This window comes from Aeromonas sp. R3-1 (assembly GCF_040908345.1).
Taxonomy (GTDB): Bacteria; Pseudomonadota; Gammaproteobacteria; order Enterobacterales; family Aeromonadaceae; genus Aeromonas; species Aeromonas veronii.
Genome location: NZ_JBFODN010000282.1, coordinates 1 through 19,720 on the forward strand (window position 1 = coordinate 1; position 19,720 = coordinate 19,720).

Here is a 19,720-nt window from a genome sequence, read left to right on the forward strand (position 1 = left end):
GAAGCCCCCTGGCTCCAATCTTGCCGACCATGTTTACGCAACCATACCAGAACGGTGGAGCGGCCCTGAATGCCATAACGCACCTGAGCCTGTTTATAGGTGAGCTCGCCTTTTTCAATCTGCTCGACCAGCGCCAGTTTAAAAGTCAGCGAGTAATCGCGCTGTGTCCGTTTCACACCTTGTCCCATCGGGCTCTCCATTTATTGGGGGGAAAGGTGTAAACCATATTCAGGACGGGACACGCACAATAAAAAAGCCCGAGTCGATGACTCGGGCTTTTTGCTGAATGCCGCTTCGATTAGGAGAAGCAGGCCTGCAGCACGTAGAAGATGGCGATAGCCAGAATGGCACCGGCAGGCAGGGTGATGATCCAGGAGACCACGATGTTGCGCAGTACCCCCAGGTTCAGCGCCGCAATGCCGCGCGCCAGACCGACACCCATCACAGCACCGACCAGGGTCTGGGTGGTGGAGATGGGCAGACCGGTACCGGAGGCAATCACCACGGTCGCGGCAGTGGCCAGCTGGGCAGCAAAACCACGGCTCGGGGTCAGGTGAGTGATGCCGGTACCGACCGTCGCCATCACCTTCTCGCCCATGGTCGCCAGACCGATTACGATACCGATACCGCCAAGGGGCAGGATCCACCAGGCAATGGCTGCCTGACTGGAAATCTCGCCACCGGAAGCCACGATAGAGGCCACCGCAGAGAGCGGGCCAATGGCGTTGGCCACATCGTTGGAGCCGTGGGCAAAGGCCATGGCACAGGCGGTGATCACCATCAGGATGCCGAACACCTTCTCCACGTTGGCGAAGTGCATCTTGCTGTCATCCTGCGGGTTGTACTTCTGGCCGCGAATGTAGATCCAGCCGGCAAACGCCACTGCGATGGAGATGGCGATGGAAAGCAGAATGCCCTCGCCATCGCTCAGGTGCAGACCGACGTGGGTCAGCCCCTTCTTGATGGTCACCAGACAGATCACCAGCGCAGTCAGGAACATGTAGAACGGCACATAGCGCTTGGCGTTGTTCAGGGGATCATCGGTGTTGAAGATAAGCTTCTGCACGCTGATGAACATGAAGTAGGCAATGACACCTGAGATAGCCGGGGTGATTACCCAGGAGCCGACGATGCCACCAAACTTGCTCCACTGCACCGCTTCCGGGCCAATGCTCACCACCGCAAAACCGACGATGGCGCCAATGATGGAGTGAGTGGTCGAGACAGGCCAGCCGAAGTAGGAGGCGAGGATCAACCAGGCGCCCGCCGCCAGCAGGGAGGCGATCATGCCGAGTACCAGCAGGTCCGGGCTGTCGACAAACGCATTGCTGTCGATGATGCCGTTACGGATGGTGGCCGTCACTTCGCCACCGGCCAGATAGGCACCGGCAAATTCGAAGATCATGGCAATGATGATCGCCTGACGGATGGTCAGGGATTTGGTGCCGACCGATGTTCCCATGGCGTTGGCTACGTCATTCGCGCCAATGCCCCAAGCCATCAAAAAGCCGAACAAGGCCGCCACGAGCACCAGAGTGGTGCCGTAATTCGCGATAATGTCCATTAGTTGTGTTTACCCAGTCAGTCGATTACGAACGAGCCAGCATCAGTTCCAGACGGGCGCCTACGCGCTCGGCCTGATCTGCCAGGTCACCTACCCATTCGAGGATCTTGTAAAGGAACATCACATCGATCGGATTGTAATTGTGCTCAACCGCTTGCAGCTGTTGGCGCAGTCCGATCTGCATGGTGTCTGTATCGTCCTCGATCAGATCCAGCTGGTGGATCATCTCGGCAACCATTTCCACTTCCCGTCCTTTGAAGCCGGTCTCGAGCAGCTCGTCGAGCTCCCCGATCGCTTTCTCGGCCTGAGCGGTCGCATCAATACAACGTTTGAGGTAAGCCATGAAATCCGTCCGCATTTCGGCGGGGAACTCCATGCGACGACCAAGCATGCGGCCGGAGATATCCTTGGCACGGTTGGCAATCTTGTCTTGCTGGGTCAACAGCTCCAGCAGGTCGGTACGTGCAACCGGCAGGAACAGGCCGCGAGGCAGTTTCAGACGGATTTCACGCTTGAGGGTATCTGCCTCTTTTTCCAGTTGGGCGATCTGCTGCCGGATCTTCTCGGCATCTTCCCAACGGTCTTCGGCAACGGCGTCAAAGAAAGGAACCAACTGCTGGGAGCACTGGTGAACCTTGACGATATGCTTCTGCAGCGGCTTGATGGGGGACTTGGCAAAAAGCCCCAAAATAGTATTTACTGGCATGGCCAAACCTGTGTCGGTGAAAAAACACTCGATACGATTTTATGAGGCGCGCATGGTAACCGAACTGCGCCCTCAATTAAACCGCGAATTAATCTAGTCGTCTCGCGGGCATTATATCCCCGCGACCCGAATCCTGCCCCCCAAAGTTGCCTGCCAGCCCGGAATGACTATGCAAACTGAGATCGAGATAAAGTTTTTTGTCGCCAGCGACATTCAAGCCGAGTTATCCAACCTGCTGAATTCTCTTGAGATTAAAGAATCATCACAACAGCAGCTCGGCAACGTCTATTTCGATACGCCGACCTTGGCTCTGCGCCAGCTGGAGATGGGACTGCGGATCCGCCGCTGCGATGCCTTTGCCGAACAGACCATCAAATGCCGCGGCAAGGTGGTGGGCGGCCTGCACGCCAGACCCGAGTACAACACCCCCGTGAGCGGCGATCTGCCGACCCTCTCGGCCTTTCCCGATGAGATTTGGCCGACCCTGACCGAGCGCGACCACATTCAGCAACAGCTGGTCGCTCAGTTTCGTACCGACTTCCTGCGCCGCCATTGGCTGATCGCCTTCGAGGGAGCCGAGATTGAGCTGGCCTGGGATCAGGGAGAGATCGTCGGCAGTCAAGGCAGCACCACCATCAACGAGCTGGAACTGGAGCTCAAATCAGGCGCGACCGCGGCGCTGTTTGCACTGGCCCAACGCCTCGCCAAGCTTGGTGGACTGCGTCTCGGCGCCCAATCCAAGGCCCAGCGCGGCTATCGACTGGCTGGTCTTGGCAAACCGCTGGCTCTGCAGGCGCTGGTCGAACATGAAGGTATGGATGGCATAACGGGGGTAAGCGAGGGGCTGCGTCACTGGCAGCATCACGAGCAGCTCTGGCTGGAGCATCCTCAGGATAAAGGCATTCAACAGCAGGCACTCGCGGCCCTGTGCCAAGGGATCGACCTGGTCGCCCGCAGTGCGGCCACGCTGCCACAACCCGCACCTTGGCTGCCAGCATTGACCAACCTGCAAGCCCATCTGCAAGCCCAGTCGGGCGAGCAAAACGAGTGGCCTGCCGAGCTGGCCGCTCTCTTCCTCTATCCGGCGTATGTCGAGTTGCAGCTGGCCATCGCCGCCTGGCTGCATCACGCAGCCTGAGCGTGGCCATACCGGTACTAAAGGTCGGAAATAAAGACCGGAAACAAAAGCCGAAAACAAAACGGGTGAGCCTTGGCTCACCCGTTTTGCATTACAGCAGGTTGAGCTGCTGCATGGCGCTGCGAATACGCTCGCGGGTCGCTTCCGACAGCGGCATCACCGGCAGACGACACTCCTCGCTGCAGAAACCGAGCAGGGAAGCGGCATACTTGGCACCGGCCGGGCTCGGCTCGGCAAACATCGCCTGATGGAGCGGAATCAGCCGGTCTTGCAGCTCACGCGCTTCTTGCCACTTGCCCGCCAGCGTGAGGTTCTGCACCTCGGCTACCAGCTTGGGCGCCACGTTGGCGGTCACAGAGATACAGCCCTGACCCCCGCCGATGTTGTAAGCAACCGCAGTGGCATCCTCACCGGAGAGCCAGGCGAAGGGCTTTTTGATCAGCTGGCGCTCGGTCCAGGGGCGGGCCAGATCGCCGGTGGCATCTTTTACCCCAGCAATGCGCGGCAGCTCGGCCAGACGGGCCAGGGTCGCGGGTTGCACGTCAACGATGGCGCGCGGCGGGATGTTGTAGACGATGATCGGCTTGGCGGTGGCATCGTGTACCGCCTTGAAGTGGTGGTAGAGCCCCTCCTGATTGGGGCGGTTGTAGTAACCGGCCACATGCAGGGTGGCATCAGCCCCCACCCGCTCGGCATGGAGGGTGTACTCGATGGCTTCGACCGGATTGTTGGAACCCGCCCCGGCGATCACCGGAATGCGGCCAGCGACCTGTTTGACCACCAGCTCCACCACCCGGCAGTGCTCGTCATGGGTCAGGGTCGGGCTTTCCCCCGTGGTACCCACCGGCACAATGCCGTGAGTGCCCTGTTCGATATGCCACTCCACCAGACGCAGCAGCGCCTCTTCATCCAGCTTTCCCTGTCGAAACGGGGTGATCAACGCAACGATTGAACCTTGAAACATGGGATCTCCTTCTCCTAAATGACGCGCATATGGCAATAAAAAACCCCGGTACGATGTGCGCAACCGGGGTTTGAAGCTTCTCAGGGATGAGAGGTTACGCGCGAACGTCGGCAGGCCCGAATTTCAGGCTTTTTTTGTGCTTTCGTTTCAACCCGTTGAACCGCATTTCGTCATCTCTGGTCAAAAAATGGTGTCTGGGCATATTTCGGGAACACGGCATAAATGTCAAGGCGAAAGGGGCTATGTATAATGGCCGCCCAAAATTGCGTGGAGAGACCCGATGAGCAGCCCTATCAGTGCCGTCAGCCAGATGCTGGAACGAAACCAAGCCCTCTTTGTCGGCAAGCGGCTACTTGTCTGTGGCGCGCTGGAGGATGACTATCCCCGCCAGCTGGCGAGCCTGGCCCAGACCCTGACCGTCTTTACCACCGATTACTGCTACTACCGCAGCCAGCAGGCCGCCCTCGGCGAGGCTATCCTGTTCGACCACCAGCTCGGTGGCGCCCCCCGCTTCGATGCCCTGTTGCTGCTGATGCCCAAGGCCAAGGCCGAGGCACAATATCTGCTGGCCATGATGACCCCCTTGCTGGAAGCGGGTGCCGATCTGTTCCTGGCCGGAGAAAACCGCGGCGGCATCAATGGCGCCGACAAGCTGCTGGCCCCCTATGGCGAAAAGCCGATCAAGCGCGATTCGGCCCGCCGCTGCTCGCTCTATCATGGTGAGCTCTGCAAACCGGTCGCCCCGTTCGATCTGGATAGCTGGTTTGGCCGCTATCAGTGCAAGGCGGGTGATACCGAGCTGACCGTGCTGGCGCTGCCCGGCGTCTTCAGCGCCGCCGAGCTGGACCTCGGCACCCAGATGCTGCTGGCCGCCGTGCCGCCGATGACGGGCGAATTGCTCGATTTCGGTTGTGGCGCCGGGGTGATTGGGTCTGTGCTGGCCAAGCGCAATCCGGCTCTGCGGGTCAACATGGTGGATATCAGCGCGCTGGCGCTCGAATCGAGCCGCCGCACCCTGGCGATCAACGGTCTGAAGGGCAAGGTCACCGCTTCCGATGTCTATTCGGATGTCTCCACCCGTTTCCAACACATCGTCTCCAACCCGCCATTCCATGCGGGTCTCAAAACCTTCTATGCGGCAACCGAGCAGTTCCTGGCCAAGGCGCCGGAATTTTTGCTGCCAAATGGTTCGCTGACCATTGTTGCCAACGCCTTCTTGCGCTACCAGCCTATACTGGAGACACACTTCAAACGGACTGAAGTGATCAGCAGTGATGCCAAATTCAAGGTCTATCTGAGCAAAATGTAAATAAGTGTAAGCAGCACAAGAAAACAGCTAGAGAGCGCCATCCGGCATCTGATAAGGTATTAAGCACACGATAAAAACCACCCCTTTAGGGGTGTTTTTATACCGAACATTGAAAACCTTTTCATGTTGTTAATTCAGGGAGAGAAATACGATGGCAGGCATTTTGACCATGATCCTGGCTGGTGGCGAAGGTACTCGCCTGCAGCCTCTGACCACCACCCGCAGCAAGCCTTCCGTCCCCTTCGGTGGCAGCTACCGGCTAATCGACTTTGTCCTCAACAACTTCGTCAACGCCGACTTTCTGCGCATCTATGTACTGACCCAATTCAAATCTCAGTCCCTCTACCTGCACATGAAGAAGGGCTGGAATATCGTCGGCATCACCGACCGCTTTATCGATCCCATCCCGGCCCAGATGCGAATGGGCAAACGCTGGTATGACGGCACCGCCGATGCCATCTACCAGAATCTCGGCTTTATCGAGCGGGCCGAACCGGATCACGTCTGCATCTTCGGCTCCGACCACATCTACAAGATGGATGTGAGCCAGATGGTCACCTTCCACAAGCAGAAGAACGCCGCCATGACGGTCGCAGCCCTGCGCATGCCCATCGAAGAGGCGAGCGCCTTCGGGGTGATCGAGGTCGATACCGAAGGGCGGATGATCGGCTTTCAGGAAAAGCCGAAGCAGCCCAAGCACATTCCCGGCGATCCGACCCAGGCGCTGGTCTCCATGGGCAACTACATCTTCGAGACCGATGCCCTCTGCCGCGAGTTGAAGCGGGATGCCGCCGAGGAGAACTCCAGCCACGACTTTGGCAAGGATGTGATCCCGAGCCTCTACCCACGTGCCCCCGTCTATGTCTATGACTACAGCACCAACGTCATCCCCGGCGAGAAACCGCACGTCTACTGGCGGGATGTGGGCACCCTCGACTCTTATTGGCAAGCGCACATGGACCTGGTGGCCGACAATCCCCCCTTCTCCCTCTATAACCGCAAGTGGCCCCTGCACACCCACTATCCGGCGCTGCCACCGGCAACCTTCATCGACAGCGACGAGTGCAAGGTGAAGATCGCCAACTCGCTGATCTCCGCCGGTTGCTTCATTCAGGGCAGCCAGATCCAGCGATCCATCCTTGGTTTTCGCTGCAATATCGGCGCGTGCAGCCATATCAGTGAATCCGTGCTGCTGGGGGATGTGAAGATTGGTGAAGGCTGCTCCATCCGGCGCGCCATCATTGATAAAAACGTTGAAATTGCGCCAGGCACCGTTATCGGTGAAAATCTGGACCACGATAGAGAGCGATTTACCGTATCCGAAGGCGGTATCGTGGTGGTACCTAAGGGAGCAAGAGTTGGCTATTAACCCACTGAAAATCCTGTTTGTTGCCTCGGAAGTTGAGGGGCTGGTCAAGACCGGGGGCCTGGCCGATGTCGCCAGAGCCCTGCCGATGTACCTGGCCCAGAAGGGACATGATGTCAGGATCATGTTGCCCTTCTACAAGACGATAAAGCGACGGGATGAGGCCAGACTGGTGGCGTCACGCTGGTTGCCAACCCACCCCGGGCTGCCGGATATCGGTTATCGCATCTACCAGATGGAGCTGGATGACGTCTGCGTCTATCTGCTCGACTGCCCGCAATATTTCGATCGTCCCCAGCTCTACGCCGAGAACAATCAGGCCTATCCGGATAATGGCGAGCGCTTTGCCTTCTTCTCGGCCGCAGCCCTCCATGCCTGCGAGCAGCTCGGCTTTGCCCCGGATATCGCCCACTGCAATGACTGGCACACCGGCCTGCTGCCACTGCTGCTGAAAACCCGCCACGCCCACAACCCCTTCTTCCAGCAGACCCGCAGCGTGATCAGCATTCACAACGCGGCGTTTCAGGGGGTGTTTGGCCGCGAGCAGTTCTGGGCCATGCCCGAGATCGCCGACTACGAACGCCGCATCAACTACGACTACGGCCACGTCAATCTGCTCAAATGCGGGGTGCTCTACGCCGACAAGATCAACGCAGTCAGCCCCAACTATGCCCAGGAGCTGCTGACTCACCTCGGTGCCCACGGCATGGCGCATATCTTCCAGCAACGGGCGGCAGATCTCTGCGGCATCCTCAACGGCTGCGACTACAAGGACTGGGATCCGGAGTTCGACGAATTCCTGCCCGCGACCTACAGCATCGACAACATGGCAGGCAAACAGATCTGCAAGCAGAGCCTGCAACAGGAGGCGGGGCTGGCCGTGGCGGACTTGCCCATCTACGGCATGGTTTGCCGCCTGACCGAGCAAAAGGGCGTTCCCCTGCTGCTCCCTGCATTGGAGAAATTCCTCCACCATCAGGTACAAGTGGTGATCGTCGGCTCTGGCGATCCTGCGCTCGCCACGCAACTGCAAACCATGGCTCGGGATTATCCGGGCAAGCTCGCCTTCATCAACACCTATGACGATCGGCTGGCCCATCTGGTCGAAGCCGGTGCCGACTTCTTCCTGATGCCCTCTCTGTTCGAGCCTTGCGGCCTCAACCAGATGTACAGCCTCGCCTATGGCACTCTGCCACTGGTGCGCGCCGTGGGTGGTCTGAAAGATACCGTGGTGGATTGGGATGCCGATCCCGAGCATGCCACCGGCTTCTGTTTTAACGATCCGACTGCCGCCATCCTGCTCGATACCATGCGCCGCAGCCTGCTCTATTTCCTGCAGGACAAAGAGCGTTTTACCAAGGTGCAGCGCAATGCCATGAGCACCCGCTTCAACTGGCCTGACTCGGTCACCCAGTATGAACGGATGTATCAGAGTGCATTGGGCCGTTACTGAATGCCAAACGTCAGCTAATTGCTGAAGTTTTGTACCCTTGGCGCCACTTTGGGCGTCAACAGCGAAAAAAGTCCCCTTTGGCTGTTGACGCTCCCCCAAAACTCTATAGAATCCCCCTCCGCAGTGATGCGAAGGTGGCGGAATTGGTAGACGCGCTAGCTTCAGGTGTTAGTGTCCCACGGATGTGAGGGTTCGAGTCCCTCTCTTCGCACCATACTGCAGATGCTTTTATCAGACAGCATATAAATCCAGACTGATAACCCGATGTGCGAAGGTGGCGGAATTGGTAGACGCGCTAGCTTCAGGTGTTAGTGCCCCCCGGGTGTGAGGGTTCGAGTCCCTCTCTTCGCACCATGCTTCTCCAGACAGCATGTAAATCAAAACTGGTAACACAATGTGCGAAGGTGGCGGAATTGGTAGACGCGCTAGCTTCAGGTGTTAGTGTCCCACGGATGTGAGGGTTCGAGTCCCTCTCTTCGCACCATGCTTTATCCAGACAGCATGTAAATCCAGACTGGAAACCCGAATGTGCGAAGGTGGCGGAATTGGTAGACGCGCTAGCTTCAGGTGTTAGTGCCCCCCGGGTGTGAGGGTTCGAGTCCCTCTCTTCGCACCATGATTCTGACATGTAAACACAGAGCAATGCGCTCCAACCGCATTTAAAAACCAGCTGGAGAAAATCAGTGTGCGAAGGTGGCGGAATTGGTAGACGCGCTAGCTTCAGGTGTTAGTGTCCCACGGATGTGAGGGTTCGAGTCCCTCTCTTCGCACCATTCATTACGCAAAAGGCCCATCACGAAAGTGATGGGCCTTTTGTTTTTACTCCTTGTTATGGCTATGCTTTTGACGACTCCCCGCTCATCGTCATGCCAAGGAACGCATATGATACTGGATACCGACATTCACAACTTTTACGAACATCTGGTGCTCAAGGAGATTGAGAAACAGGGGCTGCAGCAAAAGCTCAACAGCGATCAGATGGCCGACCTCTGCTGCCTCACCCTCAACCAGCTTCCGGCCCACTATATTCGCCACAATGTCGACATGATCTACTTCCTGACCGACGCCAAGCGTACCGAAATGGAGAAGCTGGTGGTCGAATCGCTCAAGGTGGCACAGCAGAAGATCAAGCAGGCTCCCGTCAAAAGTTCATAACCAGGGCTGCTGCCAGAGCAGGGTAACGATACCGGTCAACCCGGCCACTGGCAGCAAGATCAAGGCGGGCCGCAATCCGGGCTCCAGCATCATCCAGGCAGCCAGCAGAAAACCGGCACTCCAGGTGCCGTACTCTTTATCCTGACCCCATGCGAGTACGGCCACCGCCACCAGCAACATCATACCCCGCAATATCCAGCGCATTGTTTTCTCCCCAATCAACAATTGATAATAATTATCATCTTCACCTACTGGGGATGCAAGTGGCGTCACGGGAAAGCTTCGTATGTAGCCCTTTGTGTCAACAGGCCGCTCAAAAACGGGTTATGAGATCAACTAATTTGTGATTTTTTCAATCAAATGTGCATTTTTGCCAATTTGATGGGGCTTTAACCCGCCGGGTTTGTGGTAGATTGCGGCCTCTTTTTGGGTTGCCTCCTCGGGATCGATGTATCCACAGGACGAGAGGGAGTGACCTTGGCGAGCAAGAGTTTAGGAAGTATCTATGCAAAACCAACAAAACCACATCCGACTACCGGGCATGGCACAGGTATTTGCCTGTCTGGCCATTTTCCTGGCCCTGGCATTCTCGTTCACCAGCGTGCTCGATCTGCCGATCCAGCTGGCGCTGTTCATCGCCTGGTTCGTCATCATGGGGCTTGGCATCAAACTCGGCCACGATTACAAATCCCTGGAGCAGGCTGCCGTTGACGGCGTTGCCAAGGGGATGGGGGCCATTCTGATCCTGGTCTCCGTCGGTGCTCTGGTCGGCACCTGGATTGCCGGCGGCATAGTCCCCAGCATCATCTACTTCGGCCTCAAGGTGATCCATCCGTCCATCTTCCTGCTGGCAACCCTGATCATCTGCTCCCTGACCTCGCTGGCCACCGGCACCTCCTGGGGCTCTGCCGCCACCGCCGGTATCGCCATGATGGGGATCGGCCACAGCCTCGGCGTGCCTGCGCCACTGGTAGCCGGTGCCGTGCTCTCCGGCGTCTACTTCGGTGACAAGCTCTCTCCGCTCTCCGACTCAGTAGTGCTGGCGTCCACCATGTCCAACGTCGACGTGGTGGAGCATATCAAGGGGATGCTGCCCATCAGCCTGCTCTCCTATGTCATCACTGCCGTGCTATTCACCGTAGTGGGCATGCAGTATTCGGGTAATGTCAGCCTAGAGCAGGTCAATCTGGTGATGGAGGCGCTCGACAACCAGTTCAATATCACCCCGCTGGCCATAGTGCCGGTGGTGCTGGTACTGGGCCTGTTGGCCAATCGCAAGCCCGCCTTCCCGGTGATCAGCTTCGGTGCCCTGCTGGGCCTGATCTGGGCCATCGCCTTCCAGGGCATGGATCCGGTCAAGGCAATGCACTCGGCTTATAGTCCGTTTGCCATCACCTCCGGCATCGATTTTATCGACAACATTCTCGGGCGCGGCGGCATGGAGTCCATGCTGGGCTCGGTCGCGGTCATCATCTTCGGTCTCGGGTTTGGCGGCCTGCTGGAGAAGGTCGGCATTCTGGAAGTGATCGCCAGCGCCTTCGAGAAGCGCATCAATAGCGTCGGCAGCCTGACCAGCCACACCATCGGCACCGCGTTTCTGGCCAACGTGTTCGGCTCAGCAATGTATGTGTCGCTGATCCTGACACCCAAGATCATGGCCAAGAACTACGACCGACTGGGACTGGCGCGCAAGAACCTCTCTCGCAACGCCGAGTTTGGCGGCACCCTCACCTGCGGCATGGTGCCCTGGAGCGACAACGGCATCTTCATGGCCGGGGTACTGGGGGTGGCAACCCTCGACTACCTGCCCTACATGTGGCTGAGCTTCACCTGCATCATTGTGACCATCACCCTCGCCTACATGGGCAAGGCAGTGAACCGGATCCCGCTGGTCGCGGCGGCAAGCTCCCGCTAAGCCATCCTGAAACAACAAAGGCGCCACCAAGGCGCCTTTGTTGTTTGAGAGAAATGCTGTTTGATGGAGCACACTGATCACCACAAACAAAAACAGCCCTCGTTGCCGAGAGCCGTTTCATCAGACCGATAACGCCGATCAGATGGAGAAGCTGGAGCCACAGCCACAGGTCGTGGTGGCATTGGGGTTGGTCACGGTAAAGCGTGAACCTTCCAGACCCTCGGTGTAATCCACACTGCCGCCTACCAGATATTGCAGGCTCATGGGATCGATCACCATGGTGACGCCATTCTTTTCGACTACGGTGTCCCCATAGTTGATCTTCTCATCAAAGGTAAAGCCATACTGGAAACCGGAGCAGCCCCCACCCGTGATGTATACCCGCAGCTTCAGCTCGGGATTCTCTTCCTCGGTGATCAGGTTCTTCACCTTGTTGGCCGCCGCATCCGTCATCTGGATGGGCAGCGGGGCTTCTGCTACTGCACTCATTACTGACCTCACAACCATTAGATCCACAAACATGGAAACCGCGAAATTATCCAATACCCGACCATTCAGTTCAAGTATTCACCACGTTTAACCGGCCGCGGGAACCGGAGCAGGCGGTGCGGCGACCAGCGGCTTGATCACCTCGCCCCACTCAACCAGCAGCTCTTGCGCCGGTTGCCTGCCATCCTTGTTGATGGTGACACGGATCCGATCCGGCACAAAGCCTTCCGGCAACTGCCAATTCCCTTCCAGCAGCTGGAAATAACGCAGGGCATAACGCCACTCGCTCACCTTCATCCCGAGATCGCGACCGGTCAGTGTCTTCGGCTTGTCAGCCAGGCTCCCCTCGACCCGGATCTGCACCTGACCACGAAACAGCTCCCGCTTCTTGGCAGGCTGGGTCAGGGCGAGACGATAGTGGTAGCGACCGGGAATGCTGGTCTCCTGCAGAGTCAGGTTGTCGATCACCACCCCCACCTGTTCGCCGGTAGGGCGCATGATCCGCTCGAAAAAGGCCAGCTGACGCTTGAGCTCCTGCACCTGCGCCTCCTGACTCTTCAAGGTGGTCTGCAACTGCTCGAAGGCCGCTTTCTGGGTCGCCAGCTGGGTATCTTTCACCCCCAATTCGGTCTTGAGCTGGCCGATGGCCTTGCCCTGACGATCCAGCGTCTCCTGCTGTACCACCAACAGACTGCTCTGGGCCAGCTCCTGACGGTTACCGACAAAGTAACCAATGAGCCCGCCAACGGCTAACACGACCAATAACTTCAATAGATTGGACATAGCCCCTCATCCCGTTATCACGCCATTTACGGCTGCGCCTCTCCCTTCACTATACCGCCCGGACCGGGGTCACTGGTGATAAAGGGAAAAATTAACTGGCCGTGGCGCTGCCATCACCCCGCTTTTGACGCGCGGCAAGCCGTAAAGTTCGCTCCAGGATCTGAGAATAGATGGGACGACCGCCCAGCGCTTGCGCCACAAGGGTGGCTCCCACTGTGGTAATCATCATCGGCAGGATCAGCTGATAGTTGTCGGTCATCTCGGTGACCAAGACGATACCGGTAATGGGGGCACGCACGGTGGCAGCAAACAGCGCCCCCATTCCGGCGATGGCAAAGGCGCCGGGCTCGATGCCAAGCTCCGGAAACGCCGCATGAAACAGATGGCCAAACACCACGCCAAACAGGGTGCCCAACGCCAGGGTCGGCGCAAACACCCCGCCCGGGGCACCGGAGCAGAAGCAGATGAGGGTCGCAACCAGCCGCACCGAAAAGATGAGGAACAGGGTCGCCATCGCATACTCATCCCCCATCAGATGGGGAATAAGCTCGGTGCCGCCCCCCGTCACCGCGGGAGCAAACAGCGACAGCACGCCAAACGTTCCGGCGACCAGCATGCCGATGGCCACAAAACGGTGGCGCTTGTTCTGGTGCAACGCCAGATAACCATCCTGACAGGCCAGCACCAGCTTGTTGAAGACAAAACCGAGCACCCCGAAGGTGGCCCCCATAAAGAGGAACAGCCAGAGTGCCTTGAGGGCGGGCGCATCGTAGTGGGGCAGAGTGATCACCGCCCCCTGGCCTTTCATGTTCTGCAACATCAGGGTCGCCATGATGGCGGAGATCCCCACCGCCTTGATGGCCAGAAAAGAGTAGCGAAACTGCGGCCGCATCTCCTCCATTACGAACAGGATGCCCGCCAGCGGCGCATTGAAGGCTGCCGCCAGACCGCCCGCCGCACCGGCTGCCAACAGGGCGTGGCCATGCTCCTTGGGCAACCGGAAGATATCCGCCACCATCTTGCCAAGGTTGCCACCGATCTGCACCGATGGCCCCTCCCTCCCCAGCACCATGCCGGAGCTCAGGGTGCAGATGCCACCGAAGAACTTGACCGGCAATACCCGCCACCACCGCACCGGGCGCAGATCGTCCATCGCCCCCTCGATCTCGGGAATGCCGGAGCCGCCCGCTTCCGGGGCAAAGGTATGAGTGAGGAAGTAACCGACAAATCCCAGCAAGGCGCTGAAGCCAAAGCCAAGCAGACCGAGCTGCCACCAGGGACGGTCTGCCAGCAAGGCGATACGTTGTTCTGCCAGCCAGTGGACACCAGATTCGAACAGACCGCACACCAGTCCGGCCAGGGTGCCGACCAGCGCCGCCAGCAACAGAACCAGCAAGGGCATCTTGTCTTGCCGGATAATGCGGGAAAACGGCCCCCGCGAAGAGGTATCGGCTTCAGAGGAGAGAGCTTGTTGCGCCATCTTGTTACACCAACTTGGAAAAACCATATCGTCAGCTAGCTGAGATCAGGATCACCCGGCGCGTTGCTCGGCTGCCCAGGGCTGGGGCTTTCTGCTATAGTCGGCCCGTTAAATTTTTGTCACGGGAGCAGACCGAGAGTCCGGGTGGCGAGAGCGCAAAGCATACTCCTGATGCTCCGACCTGCCGAGTCTCAATCGGCTGCAATCCCTTGTGTGACGCCCAAAATCCCATTAAGGATGATCCATGTCAAAATCAGATCAGCTGTTTGAACAGGCCCGCCAGACCATTCCGGGTGGCGTCAACTCACCGGTCCGCGCCTTCAATGGGGTCGGCGGCACGCCCCGCTTCATCGATCACGCCGATGGCGCCTATCTCTATGATGTGGATGGTCAGGCCTACGTGGATTACATCGGCTCCTGGGGCCCCATGCTGCTGGGTCACAACCACCCGGCCATCAAGGCCGCCGTCATCAAGGCCGTTGAGAAAGGGCTGAGCTACGGTGCGCCGACCGAGATCGAAGTGCTGATGGCCGAGAAAGTGCGCCAAATCGTCCCCTCCATGGAGCAGGTGCGAATGGTGAACTCCGGCACCGAAGCCACCATGAGCGCCATCCGGCTGGCCCGTGGCTACACCGGCCGCGACAAGATCGTCAAATTCGAGGGCTGCTACCACGGCCACGCCGACTCCCTGCTGGTCAAGGCAGGTTCCGGCGCCCTGACCCTGGGTCAACCGAACAGCCCGGGCGTTCCAGCCGATTTCGCCAAACACACCCTGACCTGCGTCTTCAACGATCTGGATTCGGTGCGTGAAGCCTTCACCCAGTACGGCAGCGAAATCGCCTGTATCATCGTCGAGCCGGTCGCTGGCAACATGAACTGCATCCCGCCGGTCCCCGGCTTCCTGGAAGGGCTGCGCGCCATCTGTGACGAGTTCGGTGCCCTGCTGATCCTGGACGAGGTGATGACTGGCTTCCGCGTCTCCCTGCGCGGTGCTCAGGGTCACTACAACATCGACCCGGATCTCACCACCCTCGGCAAGATCATCGGTGCTGGCATGCCTGTTGGCGCCTTCGGCGGCAAGAAGAAGGTGATGCAACACATCGCACCGACCGGCCCTGTCTATCAGGCGGGTACTCTCTCCGGTAACCCGGTGGCCATGGCAGCCGGTCTGACCATGCTGGATCTGCTGCTGGAGCCGGGTCTCTATGAGCAGCTGAGCGCCAAGACTGCGCGGGTTGCAGAAGGGCTGAAAGCGGCCGCCACCAAACACGGCATCCCGCTCGCCATCAACTATGTGGGCGGCATGTTCGGCTTCTTCTTCACCGACGAGCCCGAAATCACCCGCTACGAGCAGGTCACTCGCTGCGATATGGAACGCTTCAAGCGCTTCTACCATCTGATGCTGGAAGAGGGTGTCTATCTGGCGCCGAGCGCCTACGAGGCGGGCTTCCTGTCACTGGCTCACGGCGACAAGGAGATCGAACATACCCTGGCTGCCGCCGAGCGCAGCTTCGCCAAGCTGGCTGGCTAAATCGCCACTGGTTGTCGCAAAGGGCCCGTCACGGGCCCTTTTCTATTACAGAGACTCCATCACCACACAGGGCGGCAATACGCCCATTTCTGGTGCATTACCCCCTCATCATCCACCGATTTGTCATCCTCTGGTGCAACTTGCCCCGCCATCCCTGTCATAAAGCAGGCCCACTATTTGCACATTCACCACAAGAGCCCACGTCACCGAGGTCCATATGGCAGAGATGAGCCCCATCGATGTGCTGCGGCGCTATCAGGAGTATCAGGAGGAGTTGACCCCGCTACTGCAGGGGCTGCTCAGCGCCCCCCTTGTCTCGCTCAAGGGGTATCCCTTTGTGGTCAGCATTGACCACTATCAGGGGCCGATGTGCATCCAGCCTGCGGCACCGGCCGCCCATAACCGGTTGCACCTCATCGTGCAGGGGCAAGGACGGGAGATCACCGTCTGTCTGAATCAGCTGATTGGCTGGTTGATGGGAGACAGGGAGCGCCGCCGCGCCATGCCCTGGTTCAAGGCGGTCTATGTGGTGCTCAGCATGGCGCTGTTTTTGATCGTCGCCACCCTGATCTGGCACGGGCTGGAGCAGCTCTACCAGCTATTGTGCGGCGAGCAGCAGAACCAGCTCGGCGCCTTTAGCGCCATCATCTTCCTGACGCTGGCACTGGCGGTGTTCGATCTGGGCAAGACCATTCTGGAAGAGGAGGTACTGCTGCATAAGGATATCTTCCGCCACAGCGCCATTCGCCGCACCATCACCCGCTTTATCGCTGCCATTCTGATCGCGGTCTCCATCGAGGGGCTGTTGCTGCTGTTCAAAGGCTCGCTCGGCCAGAACGAGCTGCTCTGGCCAGCGGTCGGAGTGATGGGGTGTGCGGTGGGTTTGCTGCTGGCGCTTGGCCTCTATGTTTTTCTGGGGGCCAAGGCCGAAGCGGCACTGGTACAGGCTAGCCTGCGCTCTCCACCGTCAGCTGCACAGGGGAGCGACGCGCCGCCCGCCAGGAAGCGTACATGGTCCAGGAGGTATAGATGACGATAAAGGCAACCAGCCACTTCAGCATCTCCATATCCATGGATTTGACCAGCATGGCTGCCAGCACCACACCGATGGGGCCGAAGATGGCCACCGCCAGCACGGCTTTGGCATCAAACGCCCCTTTGCGGATAAAAGTGCCTGCGGAGAAAACGCTAAGCACGGCGGTGGAGCCCATCATGATGGGAAACGCCGCCAGCGGATTCATCCCCAGCAGATAAACCAGCGTCATGCAGGGGGCAAACAAGCCGATACCGACATTCATCAGCACTCCAAAGATGAAGTTGCCAAGCAGGGCGATCGCCAGCTTGTAGCCGCTGAGCCCCATCGCATCGCCGCCTACAGGGAAAAGCCCCAGCAGACCGGCAAAGATAAGCCCTGCAACGACCAGTAAGGAGATAGCCATCACCAACCGGATGGTCTGCCGATCAAACGAGGCCACATGGCGAGCGCCCCAGGCTGCGCCCGCTGCGGCGGCCATCATCATGCTGATCAGCGTCAGCGGCTCCACCGCTACTGCGCCGACGAAGATCAGCGACTGAGTCACGGTCGGCAGCACGCACTGCCCATTGAGGGTACCCGGCAGCACCCGATCATCGATCAGCTTGAACTGCTTGTAGCAGGCGGTCTTTACCGCAAAGCTGCCCACCCCCAGGGTATCGAGGAAGTTGGCAACCCCACCGATCAACGCCACCGGCCAGAAGGGGGTCGCCTCAAAGGATCCACTCTGCTTCTTCCGCCAGCAGGCTTGCACCAGCATAAAGATGAATACGAGGCCTCCGGCTATAAAAACCAGCCGTAAAATATCAACTAACATAGAGGTTTCTCCTGCAACGGGCGGCGATTCTAAGGCAAGCAGCAGAAAAAATCTTGACCGGAATTAAGCAATGCTCACGACACGCCTCTGCAAGGTGAAATATTTATCAATAGACTCCGAACGACTCTGCTAATACTTGTTACTGAGGCCAACAGGCCGGGTCCTGAGCACGTTGTTATGGTCCTTTCGCGACGACCACTTGTGCCAAAGGACATAATAAAAAAGAGGGCCGGTAGTGATACCGACCCTCTTTCTGTATCTGGCCGGGGCGCTGGGCCCTCGACCATGACAACCGCTTATTGAATGCTCTTGCCGGCACGCACGTCCTTGATAAACCCCTTCAGGCTGGCCAGATCACGGGGAGCACCGCGCAGGATCTGATCACCGATGATGAAGGCCGGGGTACCGGAGATACCGAGCGCTTCAGCCAGCGCACGGTTGGTACCGAGGTTCTGGTCAATGCTGCCATCCTTGATCTTGGCCTCCACCTTGCTCCAGTTCACACCAGCCGCCACAGCCAACTGCTTGACCTGTGCTTCATCAGCGAGCGGGCCCTGATGGGTATAGAGCTTCTCATGGAACGCCTGGTACTTGTCAGGCTGACCCAGCTGGACCGCCAGCGCAGCACGGGCTGCGAAGTAGGAGGACTCGCTCAGAATGGGGAACTGCTTGTAGATGTACCGGATGTCTTTGTCTTCCGCCATCAGCTGCTTGACCAGCGGATGGGCCCGTTTGCAGTAACCACAGTTGTAATCGAAAAACTCCACAATGGTCAGCGACGCCTTCGGATTCCCCATCTCGGGATCCTGGTTGGCATAAAGCTGCTTGGAGTGAGCCTTGATCAGCGCCTTGTCACTCTCGGCCTGCTGGCTCTCCTGCTTGGCACGCAGGGCATTGGACATCTCGACCAGGATCTCGGGATTCTTGACCAGATAGTCGCGAACGATTTGCTCGACATCGCTTTTGGTCAGCTCGCTTGCATGTACCGGCGTCGCCAGCAGGGTCACACCAGCCAGCGCGCAAAACAGGGCATTTTTAATAGTCATAACGTTATCTTGCAGAGGATATGATAGAGGCCACTATAGTGGTTGAGTCTGTTTTCAAGTCAAGTTATCTGGCCAAAAAAGCGCTTGATGCGCCCTGATTGCCACTTTTTCATGTCATTTAGCGCAATTAACCAGCAATCGAACCGGACGGGGATTTACAAGCCGGATCAGCATGGTAATATTCGCCGCACTGCTGCGGAGGGGTGGCAGAGCGGCTGAATGCACCGGTCTTGAAAACCGGCGATGGGCGACCATCCGTGGGTTCAAATCCCACCTCCTCCGCCATTCATACCGAGCCCATGCAACCATGTTGCGTGGGCTTTTTATTTGCCTGCGATTTTTCATTCCTCATAGCTCTCAACACATTAGTCTTCTTCAACATCCTCCTAATCTTCCCGTCTGCGGGCTCAATAACCACCAGAAAATCACCAATCAACCTCGAAGATCTGAGTTACTGCGCACATCCCAGTCCACTTTCTTATTCCCCAAACCACAACGACAACACGCAGCAACCGCAGCTCCAGCATGTTGGTACCGCCAATAACCCCTCTTCGGAATAAAGTCATAGCCGATTAATACAGTCATAGAAAAGCAGGGACGATGGGGTTGCGGCTTAAAAAGAGGGAGCAGCTAACTCAGGAAGCAGAGATCCCAAGCAAGAGATCACGACGTATAGGCGATCATGGGATTCACTGGTTATGGCGATGCCAGCCCTGCCATACAGCAGTAACTGCTTTACATGAAGAAAGAGTAAAAGCGTAACATCAGGCTATTCGTTGAACCGAAAGACAACAGCGAGTAACAATAAAAACAGAAGAAAGGAATAAGTCAGGCCAAATATCAGACGATTCAATAAATTGCAGGCAATAAAAAACCCCGCTCGATGAGCGGGGTTTTTTGTATTGGGTGCCTGGCAGTGTCCTACTCTCGCATGGCGAATGCCACACTACCATCGGCGCTACCGCGTTTCA

General features: G+C 58.0%; 17 protein-coding genes, 6 tRNA genes and 1 pseudogene. 14 read left to right on the forward strand and 10 right to left on the reverse strand.

The annotated features are described in order from the left end of the window. The 3 genes and pseudogenes from AB5Y85_RS20235 to AB5Y85_RS20245 all read right to left on the reverse strand — a co-directional run. Positions 1–188 (reverse strand): annotated as a pseudogene (locus tag AB5Y85_RS20235) (IS3 family transposase); the annotation flags it as partial. A 110-nt stretch (positions 189–298) separates the two neighbouring features. Continuing rightward, positions 299–1,564 (reverse strand): inorganic phosphate transporter, encoded by a 1,266-nt coding sequence (locus AB5Y85_RS20240; protein ID WP_005343043.1) that lies wholly within the window; start codon positions 1,562–1,564, stop codon positions 299–301. A 25-nt stretch (positions 1,565–1,589) separates the two neighbouring features. Beyond that, on the reverse strand, positions 1,590–2,270 hold the full coding sequence (locus tag AB5Y85_RS20245) for a TIGR00153 family protein (RefSeq protein WP_005340244.1): 681 nt from the start codon (positions 2,268–2,270) through the stop codon (positions 1,590–1,592). 169 nt (positions 2,271–2,439) lie between these two features. Here AB5Y85_RS20245 and AB5Y85_RS20250 point away from each other — a divergent pair, with 169 nt between their 5' ends. After that, on the forward strand, positions 2,440–3,408 hold the full coding sequence (locus AB5Y85_RS20250; protein WP_101531558.1) for an inorganic triphosphatase: 969 nt from the start codon (positions 2,440–2,442) through the stop codon (positions 3,406–3,408). Positions 3,409–3,499: 91 nt separating this feature from the next. On the opposite strand, the gene dapA is transcribed toward AB5Y85_RS20250, so the two are convergent. Further along, a complete protein-coding gene (dapA, locus tag AB5Y85_RS20255) occupies positions 3,500–4,372 on the reverse strand; it encodes a 4-hydroxy-tetrahydrodipicolinate synthase (RefSeq protein WP_005343041.1) in 873 nt (290 codons plus the stop codon). 280 nt (positions 4,373–4,652) lie between these two features. On the opposite strand from dapA, the gene rsmC reads away from it, so the two are divergent. The 9 genes from rsmC (at position 4,653) to AB5Y85_RS20300 (ending at position 9,655) form a co-directional block, all read left to right on the forward strand. Further along, positions 4,653–5,681: a 16S rRNA (guanine(1207)-N(2))-methyltransferase RsmC gene (gene rsmC / locus AB5Y85_RS20260; protein ID WP_101531559.1), complete on the forward strand. Its 1,029-nt coding sequence runs from the start codon at positions 4,653–4,655 to the stop codon at positions 5,679–5,681. Positions 5,682–5,832: 151 nt separating this feature from the next. Beyond that, positions 5,833–7,050, forward strand: a complete 1,218-nt coding sequence (gene glgC, locus AB5Y85_RS20265) for a glucose-1-phosphate adenylyltransferase (RefSeq protein ID WP_005340236.1) — start codon at positions 5,833–5,835, stop codon at positions 7,048–7,050. Beyond that, the gene (gene glgA / locus AB5Y85_RS20270) at positions 7,040–8,500 is read left to right on the forward strand and encodes a glycogen synthase GlgA (protein ID WP_042084202.1); all 1,461 of its coding nucleotides are present in this window, start codon (positions 7,040–7,042) and stop codon (positions 8,498–8,500) included. Before glgC ends, glgA begins: the two co-directional genes overlap by 11 nt. Positions 8,501–8,628: 128 nt before the next feature. After that, a tRNA-Leu gene (locus tag AB5Y85_RS20275) sits at positions 8,629–8,714 on the forward strand. A gap of 54 nt (positions 8,715–8,768) precedes the next feature. Next, positions 8,769–8,854: transfer RNA gene (locus AB5Y85_RS20280), tRNA-Leu, on the forward strand. A gap of 44 nt (positions 8,855–8,898) precedes the next feature. Further along, positions 8,899–8,984, forward strand: a tRNA-Leu gene (locus tag AB5Y85_RS20285). A gap of 46 nt (positions 8,985–9,030) precedes the next feature. After that, positions 9,031–9,116, forward strand: a tRNA-Leu gene (locus tag AB5Y85_RS20290). A gap of 71 nt (positions 9,117–9,187) precedes the next feature. Further along, positions 9,188–9,273 (forward strand) — tRNA-Leu (locus tag AB5Y85_RS20295). A 109-nt stretch (positions 9,274–9,382) separates the two neighbouring features. Beyond that, on the forward strand, positions 9,383–9,655 hold the full coding sequence (locus tag AB5Y85_RS20300) for a late competence development ComFB family protein (RefSeq protein WP_005343036.1): 273 nt from the start codon (positions 9,383–9,385) through the stop codon (positions 9,653–9,655). Here the strand turns inward: AB5Y85_RS20300 and AB5Y85_RS20305 are convergent. Further along, positions 9,650–9,859: a hypothetical protein gene (locus tag AB5Y85_RS20305; protein WP_234663002.1), complete on the reverse strand. Its 210-nt coding sequence runs from the start codon at positions 9,857–9,859 to the stop codon at positions 9,650–9,652. The genes AB5Y85_RS20300 and AB5Y85_RS20305 overlap by 6 nt on opposite strands. 301 nt (positions 9,860–10,160) lie before the next feature. Between AB5Y85_RS20305 and nhaC the strand changes: the two genes are divergently transcribed. Beyond that, entirely contained in the window at positions 10,161–11,570 is a 1,410-nt protein-coding gene (nhaC, locus tag AB5Y85_RS20310) for a Na+/H+ antiporter NhaC (RefSeq protein WP_005357819.1), read from the forward strand. Positions 11,571–11,708: 138 nt separating this feature from the next. Here the strand turns inward: nhaC and erpA are convergent, their stop codons facing one another. The 3 genes from erpA to clcA form a co-directional block, all read right to left on the reverse strand. After that, complete coding sequence (gene erpA, locus AB5Y85_RS20315) at positions 11,709–12,059, reverse strand: iron-sulfur cluster insertion protein ErpA (protein WP_368222053.1); 351 nt, start codon at positions 12,057–12,059, stop codon at positions 11,709–11,711. 87 nt (positions 12,060–12,146) lie between these two features. Further along, positions 12,147–12,842 carry a DUF6776 family protein gene (locus tag AB5Y85_RS20320; protein WP_005343032.1) on the reverse strand — a complete coding sequence of 232 codons (696 nt, stop codon included), beginning with the start codon at positions 12,840–12,842 and terminating at the stop codon, positions 12,147–12,149. 91 nt (positions 12,843–12,933) lie between these two features. Beyond that, positions 12,934–14,322, reverse strand: coding sequence for a H(+)/Cl(-) exchange transporter ClcA (clcA, locus tag AB5Y85_RS20325; protein ID WP_368222056.1), 1,389 nt, complete (start codon positions 14,320–14,322; stop codon positions 12,934–12,936). 244 nt (positions 14,323–14,566) lie between these two features. Here clcA and hemL point away from each other — a divergent pair, with 244 nt between their 5' ends. Continuing rightward, positions 14,567–15,853, forward strand: coding sequence for a glutamate-1-semialdehyde 2,1-aminomutase (hemL, locus tag AB5Y85_RS20330; protein ID WP_069554498.1), 1,287 nt, complete (start codon positions 14,567–14,569; stop codon positions 15,851–15,853). Between the two features lie 217 nt (positions 15,854–16,070). Further along, entirely contained in the window at positions 16,071–16,886 is an 816-nt protein-coding gene (locus AB5Y85_RS20335; protein WP_368222058.1) for a hypothetical protein, read from the forward strand. Here AB5Y85_RS20335 and AB5Y85_RS20340 read toward each other — a convergent pair. Both AB5Y85_RS20340 and AB5Y85_RS20345 read right to left on the reverse strand, forming a co-directional pair. Next, positions 16,801–17,703 carry a sulfite exporter TauE/SafE family protein gene (locus AB5Y85_RS20340; RefSeq protein ID WP_064338862.1) on the reverse strand — a complete coding sequence of 301 codons (903 nt, stop codon included), beginning with the start codon at positions 17,701–17,703 and terminating at the stop codon, positions 16,801–16,803. The genes AB5Y85_RS20335 and AB5Y85_RS20340 overlap by 86 nt on opposite strands. A 296-nt stretch (positions 17,704–17,999) precedes the next feature. Then, positions 18,000–18,749 (reverse strand): DsbA family protein, encoded by a 750-nt coding sequence (locus tag AB5Y85_RS20345; protein WP_047438584.1) that lies wholly within the window; start codon positions 18,747–18,749, stop codon positions 18,000–18,002. A gap of 197 nt (positions 18,750–18,946) precedes the next feature. Here AB5Y85_RS20345 and AB5Y85_RS20350 point away from each other — a divergent pair. Continuing rightward, positions 18,947–19,034, forward strand: a tRNA-Ser gene (locus tag AB5Y85_RS20350). Positions 19,035–19,720 lie beyond the last annotated feature (686 nt).

Coding starts and splice junctions, on each gene's coding strand:
- erpA (WP_368222053.1), bottom strand. CDS start 12,059: ATGAGTGCAGTAGCAGAAGCCCCGCTGCCCATCCAGATGACGGATGCG.
- AB5Y85_RS20245 (WP_005340244.1), bottom strand. CDS start 2,270: ATGCCAGTAAATACTATTTTGGGGCTTTTTGCCAAGTCCCCCATCAAG.
- AB5Y85_RS20240 (WP_005343043.1), bottom strand. CDS start 1,564: ATGGACATTATCGCGAATTACGGCACCACTCTGGTGCTCGTGGCGGCC.
- AB5Y85_RS20345 (WP_047438584.1), bottom strand. CDS start 18,749: ATGACTATTAAAAATGCCCTGTTTTGCGCGCTGGCTGGTGTGACCCTG.
- glgC (WP_005340236.1), top strand. CDS start 5,833: ATGGCAGGCATTTTGACCATGATCCTGGCTGGTGGCGAAGGTACTCGC.
- AB5Y85_RS20335 (WP_368222058.1), top strand. CDS start 16,071: ATGGCAGAGATGAGCCCCATCGATGTGCTGCGGCGCTATCAGGAGTAT.
- AB5Y85_RS20300 (WP_005343036.1), top strand. CDS start 9,383: ATGATACTGGATACCGACATTCACAACTTTTACGAACATCTGGTGCTC.
- AB5Y85_RS20340 (WP_064338862.1), bottom strand. CDS start 17,703: ATGTTAGTTGATATTTTACGGCTGGTTTTTATAGCCGGAGGCCTCGTA.
- hemL (WP_069554498.1), top strand. CDS start 14,567: ATGTCAAAATCAGATCAGCTGTTTGAACAGGCCCGCCAGACCATTCCG.
- rsmC (WP_101531559.1), top strand. CDS start 4,653: ATGAGCAGCCCTATCAGTGCCGTCAGCCAGATGCTGGAACGAAACCAA.
- nhaC (WP_005357819.1), top strand. CDS start 10,161: ATGCAAAACCAACAAAACCACATCCGACTACCGGGCATGGCACAGGTA.
- clcA (WP_368222056.1), bottom strand. CDS start 14,322: ATGGCGCAACAAGCTCTCTCCTCTGAAGCCGATACCTCTTCGCGGGGG.
- AB5Y85_RS20250 (WP_101531558.1), top strand. CDS start 2,440: ATGCAAACTGAGATCGAGATAAAGTTTTTTGTCGCCAGCGACATTCAA.
- AB5Y85_RS20320 (WP_005343032.1), bottom strand. CDS start 12,842: ATGTCCAATCTATTGAAGTTATTGGTCGTGTTAGCCGTTGGCGGGCTC.
- dapA (WP_005343041.1), bottom strand. CDS start 4,372: ATGTTTCAAGGTTCAATCGTTGCGTTGATCACCCCGTTTCGACAGGGA.
- AB5Y85_RS20305 (WP_234663002.1), bottom strand. CDS start 9,859: ATGCGCTGGATATTGCGGGGTATGATGTTGCTGGTGGCGGTGGCCGTA.